Below are 6,684 nucleotides of genomic sequence, written 5' to 3' on the forward strand. Positions count from 1 at the left end.
GGCGCGTGAGGGCGTGCCTCGGGGCCGAGGGCGTGCATCGGGGTGCGGAAGGCGTATTCGGGACTGCCAAAGGCTTTCCTGGGAGTGCGCCGGGAAGTGCCGTGGTCGGAGGGGTGTACGACGGGGTCGTACACCCCTCGACTGCGCTTGCTCCTACGCGAGGAGTTCTCCGTCGATGACGGTGGTCGCCCGTCCCTTCAACAGCGTGCGCTCGCCGCGCAGTTCGGTGCGGACGAGGCCGGTGCGGGGTGAGGCCTGGAGACCGGTGAGGGCCGGCCGGCCGAGGCGTTCGGACCAGTAGGGGGCGAGGGCGGTGTGGGCGCTGCCGGTCACCGGGTCCTCGTCGATGCCGATGCGCGGGAAGAAGCAGCGGGAGACGAAGTCGTAGCCGCGTGAGGGGTCTTCGGCGCGGGCGGTGGCGATGACGCCGCGCTCGGAGTACCGCGCCAGGGCCCTGTGATCGGGTACGAGGGACAGCACGGTCTTCTCGTCGGCGAGTTCCAGCAGCAGGTCGCCGACGTTCGGCCCGGTGTCGAAGACGGTCCGTGGCTCGGCGCCGAGGGCTCCGGCGAGCCCGTCCGGGAGGTCGGCCGGCGTGAGCGGGGCGGTGGGGAAGTCAAGGACGATCGAGCCGTCGTCCTGGACCGTCGCGCTGAGCGTGCCGCTCAGCGTGCTGAACCGTACGGGCCCGGAGGCGGCCCCGGTGCTGTGCAGCACGTGCGCTGTCGCCAGCGTGGCGTGACCGCACATCGCGACCTCGGCGGCCGGGGTGAACCAGCGCAGGGCCCACTCGCCGTTCGGCAGCGGGTGCGCGAACGCGGTCTCGGCATGGTTGACCTCGCGTGCCACGTTCTGGAGCCAGGTGTCCTCGGGGAAGGAGTCGAGGAGGAGGACCCCGGCCGGATTGCCGGCGAAGGGGCGGTCGGTGAAGGCGTCGACGATACGAATCCGCATGGGCCGAAGCTAGGGGGCCGGCGAAGCCGCAGGCCAAGGCCAATTCGAGAGTGCTGGCTTGTCTCAGGGAAGTTAGTCGCCTGCGTTGCGCTGACCTGCGCGGACCGGATTGAGTGAGACGCGTGGACTTGGTTCGTCGAGACGGACTGCAGCTGTCCGTGTCGTGTGGTCTCAGTCGATCCGCGTACAGGGTGGGAGAGTCGGCTGCGCGTGCGGGGCGGCGGCAAGGGGCTGGTCGGGCATGCCGGTGCGGTGCTGCTGCGCAGGTGCGCGGACCGGGTGGGCCTGACCGATGCGCTCGCGGCCGTGCTGCTGGTGGGTGTCGGGCACGGCCGGCGGGAGCGTGCGCGGTCGTCGTCCAGCTTGCGGTGACCATCGGGCTCGGCGCGGCGAACCTGAGCGAGGCCGTACAACTTGGCCTGCACCAGCGGGACTTGTTCGGCCCGGCCGCATCGGACCCCACCACCCGCCGCACCCTGGCCGGCCTGGACGAATCGGCGCTGACGCGGATGGCGAAGGCCCGTCGGACGGTGCGCCGGCAGCGTCACGCGACGGCCCACCCCCGACGTCAGGGGACAGACATTACGGGCGAGCCACCGAGCCGCTCAGCGACCGAACCCCGCTGACGGATCGAGGTCTAAGGGCTTGCCGGGAAATAAATCGTCGGCGAGCATCTGTCCTGAGCTGCAGTGTCAAGACCCGGAGCACGCAAGTTGTATCCCGGCAAGCCCTAAGGCCGGTCACGTGGTGCCGCGTACATTCAACCTTGGTGTCAGGACGATAGGGGGTGGCAGTTCGCCGGCCAGGAGTTGGTCGACTTGGTGGATGGCCAGTTCGCCCAGCCGTCGCTTGTCGAGGTGGAGGGTGGTCAGTGGCGGGTCGACCAGATCGACGACGCTCAGCCCGTCGTAGCCGACCAGTGCGCAGTCGTCCGGTACTTGGACGCCGAGCCGGCGGGCGGCCCGGAGCGCGCCGATCGCAACCAGGTCGTTGAAGGCGACCACGGCGGTGAGGTCTGGGCGCGCGGAGTACAGCGCCTCGAACGCGGCGGCGCCCCCGGCCGGGGACTGCTCACCCATGACAACCCAGCCCTCGTCGACGGGCAGCGCATGTTCGCCGACGACTTCGAGGAAAGTGCGGCGCCGGACCATCGGGGCGCTCACGCACTCGCAGTCGATCATGCCGATCCGGCGGTGACCCCGGTCGATCAGGTGCTGCATCCCGGCCCGGATTCCGGCCGCGGTGTCGATGTGGACCAACGCGTGGTTCGACGAGTCCAGCCCGCGATCGACCAGAACCAGCGGCACGGTGCCCACGTACGGCTCGAGCTGCGCATCGGGATGGCTGATGTAGCCGACAAGAGCGTCAACCTGTTGGCCGAGTGAGCGGACCAAGGCAAGTTCCCGGGACCGGTCGTTCTCGGTGCTGGCCACGAGCACTTGCCAGTCGCGTTCGTCCGCGGCCGCAATCACTCCCGCCACGAACTCTGGGAAGAAGGGATTGACCACGTCGGGGACGATGAGCCCGACGGATACCACGTCCGGGCGGACCAGCCCCCGGCCGAACCGGCTGGGCCGGTACCGCAACTGCCTTGCGACATCGAGCACGCGTTGCTGAGTCCCCGGATCGATCTCCCCCTTGCCGTTGATCGCCCGGGAGACGGTCTGATGGGACACGCCTGCCGCCTGAGCGACGTCGCGGAGCGTGACGCGCTTGACGGTTCTCACACCCCGCGCCCGCTGGTCTTCCGTTTCCCGCTGTCCGGCCACGCTGCCCACTCACTTCTGTTCCTGTGCCGCCCTGTGTCCAAGTCAATCAGGTTCACCGGCCTGCCGCGCCATCACCAGCCCGGCACTGCCACGAGAGCAAGGCGGCGCCAGAACGCCACCGGCGGATCGTGAGCCGTCCGGCGGCGGGCGTTGACGGAATCTCCTTCCCTGAGCAAGAATCCCGTTAACGGTCACGTTAGCGGTAACGGAATGAGCGAAGGAGAGCACAGTGGCTTCATCGAGGGGCCCTCTACCGCACGAGCCCCACCCGATGTTCCGTGGCGTGTTCCACAGTTGGCACGCAAAGGCCGGCGTCTTTTCGGCGCTGCCAGACGCACCTGTGGAGCCGGATGATCCGCAGCCTTGGTGGCGCCGACTGACAGTTCGGCGGCAGAAGCCGAGCCGCGGTGGATCTTCGCTCGGTCGGTCCACGGCGGCTCCCCGGGGCTGTCCTGCTCCCAGTGGGGATGGTCCGAGCTGACAAGAAGTGTTCCGCTGTTCGAGGGTCAGATCCTCCGGCGAGGGCCGGATCGAGGGTGAGTCCGCGGCAGCGAGGCGACGAACGTGCCGATCGCAGAACGTTGCAGCGAACACCGGTTGCAATGACGCCTGGGAACGGCGAACCAACGCACAACAGCTGCAGCAGTGCCACCGGACAAGGCTCAAGGAGAGAGTGAAGCGCCCCGCCCCGATCTACGCCTGAGCCGGGACACGGCGTCGATTCGTCGTGATCAAGGAACTCCTCGGCCACCCACATCGGCGTCACCGCCGGCGTCTACGCCCACGCCCGACTCCGCCTCCAACGCCAAGCCATCGACACCCTCAACGGCTCCTCAGTGGGCCGTCGGCTGTCCGTCGTGGCTGATGGGGACAGGCCGGTCGGGCATGCCGGGGCGGTGCTGCTGCGCCGGTGCGCGGACCGCACGGGACTCACGGGTGCACTGACCGGGGTGCTGCCGTCCAGCACGGCAGTCGGCTGGCGGGAACGCGCCGGGGTACTGGCGCACCTCCGGTCGCGACCGTGCTGGGGCGGCGAACTTTCCGGAGGCCGAGCAACTCCAGTTGCATCAACGGCCGTTGTTCGGACTCGCGGTCTCGGACTCCACCGCTCCCGGGACGCCGGCCCCTCGACGAGGCCACCCTGGTGAAGATCGCGAAGGCGCGGGCGAGGGCGCGTCGGCATGTGTGGAGTCTGCTGCGTGTGTGGCCGGGCGGCCTCCCGTGGCTGACGGTGGCGGGCAGGCGGCTGACCGGCTGGATCGTCATCGACCTCGACGCCACCATCATCACCTCGGCGTCGAAGAAGGCCGGGGCTGCGGTCACGTTCGAAAATTCCCGAGACGGGACAAGTGCTGTCCGTTCTCACCGAACCCAGTCGACGCCGACTCGCTGACCAGGCCGGACTGACTTCGTTGAGACGACCGCTCATCGAGCCGTCGCCGCCATCCCATCTGGTCGACCTGCGACGACTGGATTTGTTGAGGCGGATCGCTGCTCGACTCGGATCGTTGAGACGGGACAAGTTGGGACAGGGAAGTTAGTCGACGGCGGTCGTGTGACCTGCGGCGACTAACTTCCCTGTCAAAACGCCGATCGCAACCTCGTGGTCATGACGACCACCCTGGACTTGGCCTGGCTGTGAAGCGGCACTTTCTGCCTGCTTCTTCTTTAACCTTTGGGCGGACCCTCAGCAAGACCGGTAGGTTCTCCGCGGTGACCTTGATGGAGAGGCAGGGCCTCGCGTCAATGACCGACGAGGCCCAGTTGCGCTGGATGGCGCTGGGAGACACGACCCGGAAGCCGCCCGTAGTCATGCTCCATGGCGGTCCGGGTCTGCCGGACTACCTGGGCGATGTCGCCCCCATGGTCGCGGATCTTGCGCCCGTGTACCGGTATGACCAGCGTGGCACGGGCCGATCCCCGTGGCGGGGGCACCATTCCTTCGCCCGGCATGTCGACGATCTCGCCGAGCTGCTCGATGCATGGGACGTGCCCAAGGCCGTGCTGATTGGGCACTCCTATGGCGCCACCTTGGCCAGCCGGTTCTGCCTGACGCACCCAGACCGGGTTGCCGGGATGCTGCTGATGTGCGGGCCATTCGTCGGTGACTGGCGGACTGGGGACCGAGCGGAGCGAGGCCGCCGCATGTCCGCAGCACAGCAGGAGCGACTCCGTGCATTGGAGGAGACGCCGGACCGCACGGAGGAGCAGGAAGTCGAGCTGCTCACGCTGGCCTGGTTCACCGACCACGCGGATCCCGAACGCGGGTGGCACTGGGCCGCGCAGGGCGCCCGGCGGCGTCGCCCCGTTAACTGGGATATGAACGGTGAACTCGGAAAGGAAGGACGCGCGGACCCGCTCGATGAGCATCTTGTCGAGCTGCGCGCTCGCCTGCCCGCGCGAGCGGAGCTCCTCGGTGGGGCCGATGATCCTCGCCCTGTGTCGGCTCTTGAATCACTTGCGCTCCGGCTCGATCTTCCGCTGACGCGGATCGAGGGCGCTGGGCACGAACCCTGGTTGGAGCAGCCCGACGTCGTGCGTGCGCACCTTCGGCGATTCGTGCAGGCCGCGGTGGGTGCATAAGGCTTCGACCCTGTGATTATGTGCTCCGACCAAGGTGTGCAGACGGAGACGATCCTCTCAGTTGCGGTAGTAGGGGTGCAACGGGCTCCGCCGGGTCTCGGGAGGCGGTTTGCCCGGTTGGGATGCCGAGGCGACGACTTCGCGTGGGAAGAAGGCATCGTAGATGCGCCAGCTGCGGTGGAACGCAACGAACTTGTGGATCGAGAAGTAATGCTCAACCCATTGGATCAGGGGGTCGTTGCGGTTCTTTGGTGTGTAGCCGAGGAGGATGCCGCGGGCGGTGATTTGTTCGACCAGCCAACTGATGTGGCCAGAGGCGACCGTCCGTCGTTCCCACTCCTGACCTGCGAGAAGGCCAGTGAGTGCCACGACCTGTGGGTGAAAGAGCATCGCGAGTGTGAGGTCTTGAGAGGGGGATTTCCCGCTGCCGTCGGTAAGAAGACAGTGGGCTGTGCTGACGAGGCCGAATGGGTCCGCGGTGTCCTGCAGCCACGTGAGGTAGATCTTGCGCGCGCCCGGATAGGCGTTGCGGACCCAGCGACGACCGTGACGCGTGATCAGGTTCCAGTGGTGTTTCTGGGCCTGTAGTGCGTCGGGGAGTTTGCTGATGTCGACCTCTCCTCAGCGTTGGTGATGCCGTCGCCGATCCAGAGGCGGTGGCGCAGACAGATGTTGCGCTCGTGGGTGGTCCAGCAGGTCACGGGCATGGTGATGCCTGCGGTGTGTGTGCAGCGGCGGCAGGCGGGACGCTGGACGGCGGTTCGCAAGGTGGTCCGCGGACGGCCGAAGGTTCCAGGCCTGCCGGGGCTGTCATCGTCGAAAAACTCCGGCAGCGCGAGCTCCAGCGCGGCGCTATGGACTCCGGCCGCGGTGGCGAGAGGTTCCAGAAGCGAGTTGGCGGGCGTCTTCGTGGTGCGGCGAATGTGCAGGAGGGGCAGTAGCCGGTCGGTGGGGAGGTGGTTGGCGGTGGCCAGTCGGCGCAGGAAGGAGTCCAGGGTCTCGTTGTGGAAGAGAGGAATGGTGCAAGGGAGCGGCTGTCGCAATGGCATCAGCTGTCGAGATCTTGCAGACGATGTGTGTCGGGATGCATTCTGAGGCGTTCGCGGCGAGCTGCGGCGTGGCAGCCGGGCGAGCACCTCGTTGGATGGTGTTCGTCTTGGGGTGGGCGGATCCTTTGGGGCTGGAGATGTCGGCCGCAGTGTGCGCACTGGCCGTTGGCCCAGCGGGCCTCGTAGGAGGCTTTCCGGCAGGTGTCGGCGTACACGTGAACGCGGCCAGTCACGTACGAGTGAAAAGGGCCGCTTGTTGAGGCGGTGAGTCCTGTTGCTCGGCAGTCTGCTGCTACTTGGTCAGGGGCGGCGGAGGGCAGCTGACGATG

General features: G+C 67.6%; 6 protein-coding genes. 2 read left to right on the forward strand and 4 right to left on the reverse strand.

The window, feature by feature from the left end:
- Positions 1-153 precede the first annotated feature (153 nt).
- On the reverse strand, positions 154-954 hold the full coding sequence (locus EF387_RS43915) for a PhzF family phenazine biosynthesis protein (protein WP_128382201.1): 801 nt from the start codon (positions 952-954) through the stop codon (positions 154-156).
- Positions 955-1,119: 165 nt separating this feature from the next.
- On the opposite strand from EF387_RS43915, the gene EF387_RS43920 reads away from it, so the two are divergent.
- Positions 1,120-1,326 carry a hypothetical protein gene (locus tag EF387_RS43920; RefSeq protein ID WP_128382202.1) on the forward strand — a complete coding sequence of 69 codons (207 nt, stop codon included), beginning with the start codon at positions 1,120-1,122 and terminating at the stop codon, positions 1,324-1,326.
- 368 nt (positions 1,327-1,694) lie between these two features.
- Here EF387_RS43920 and EF387_RS43925 read toward each other — a convergent pair whose 3' ends face one another.
- On the reverse strand, positions 1,695-2,732 hold the full coding sequence (locus EF387_RS43925) for a LacI family DNA-binding transcriptional regulator (protein WP_420802700.1): 1,038 nt from the start codon (positions 2,730-2,732) through the stop codon (positions 1,695-1,697).
- 1,713 nt (positions 2,733-4,445) lie between these two features.
- On the opposite strand from EF387_RS43925, the gene EF387_RS43935 reads away from it, so the two are divergent.
- Complete coding sequence (locus EF387_RS43935) at positions 4,446-5,306, forward strand: alpha/beta fold hydrolase (RefSeq protein WP_238432048.1); 861 nt, start codon at positions 4,446-4,448, stop codon at positions 5,304-5,306.
- 57 nt (positions 5,307-5,363) lie between these two features.
- Here EF387_RS43935 and EF387_RS43940 read toward each other — a convergent pair whose 3' ends face one another.
- Both EF387_RS43940 and EF387_RS43945 read right to left on the reverse strand, forming a co-directional pair.
- Positions 5,364-5,675, reverse strand: coding sequence for a hypothetical protein (locus tag EF387_RS43940; protein WP_128382203.1), 312 nt, complete (start codon positions 5,673-5,675; stop codon positions 5,364-5,366).
- Positions 5,676-5,863: 188 nt separating this feature from the next.
- The gene (locus EF387_RS43945; RefSeq protein WP_128382204.1) at positions 5,864-6,355 is read right to left on the reverse strand and encodes a TniQ family protein; all 492 of its coding nucleotides are present in this window, start codon (positions 6,353-6,355) and stop codon (positions 5,864-5,866) included.
- Between the last annotated feature and the right edge of the window lie 329 nt (positions 6,356-6,684).

It is taken from the genome of Streptomyces cavernae (assembly GCF_004023625.1).
Classification (GTDB): Bacteria; Actinomycetota; Actinomycetes; order Streptomycetales; family Streptomycetaceae; genus Streptomyces; species Streptomyces cavernae.

Coding starts and splice junctions, on each gene's coding strand:
- EF387_RS43915 (WP_128382201.1), bottom strand. CDS start 954: ATGCGGATTCGTATCGTCGACGCCTTCACCGACCGCCCCTTCGCCGGC.
- EF387_RS43935 (WP_238432048.1), top strand. CDS start 4,446: ATGGAGAGGCAGGGCCTCGCGTCAATGACCGACGAGGCCCAGTTGCGC.
- EF387_RS43945 (WP_128382204.1), bottom strand. CDS start 6,355: ATGCCATTGCGACAGCCGCTCCCTTGCACCATTCCTCTCTTCCACAAC.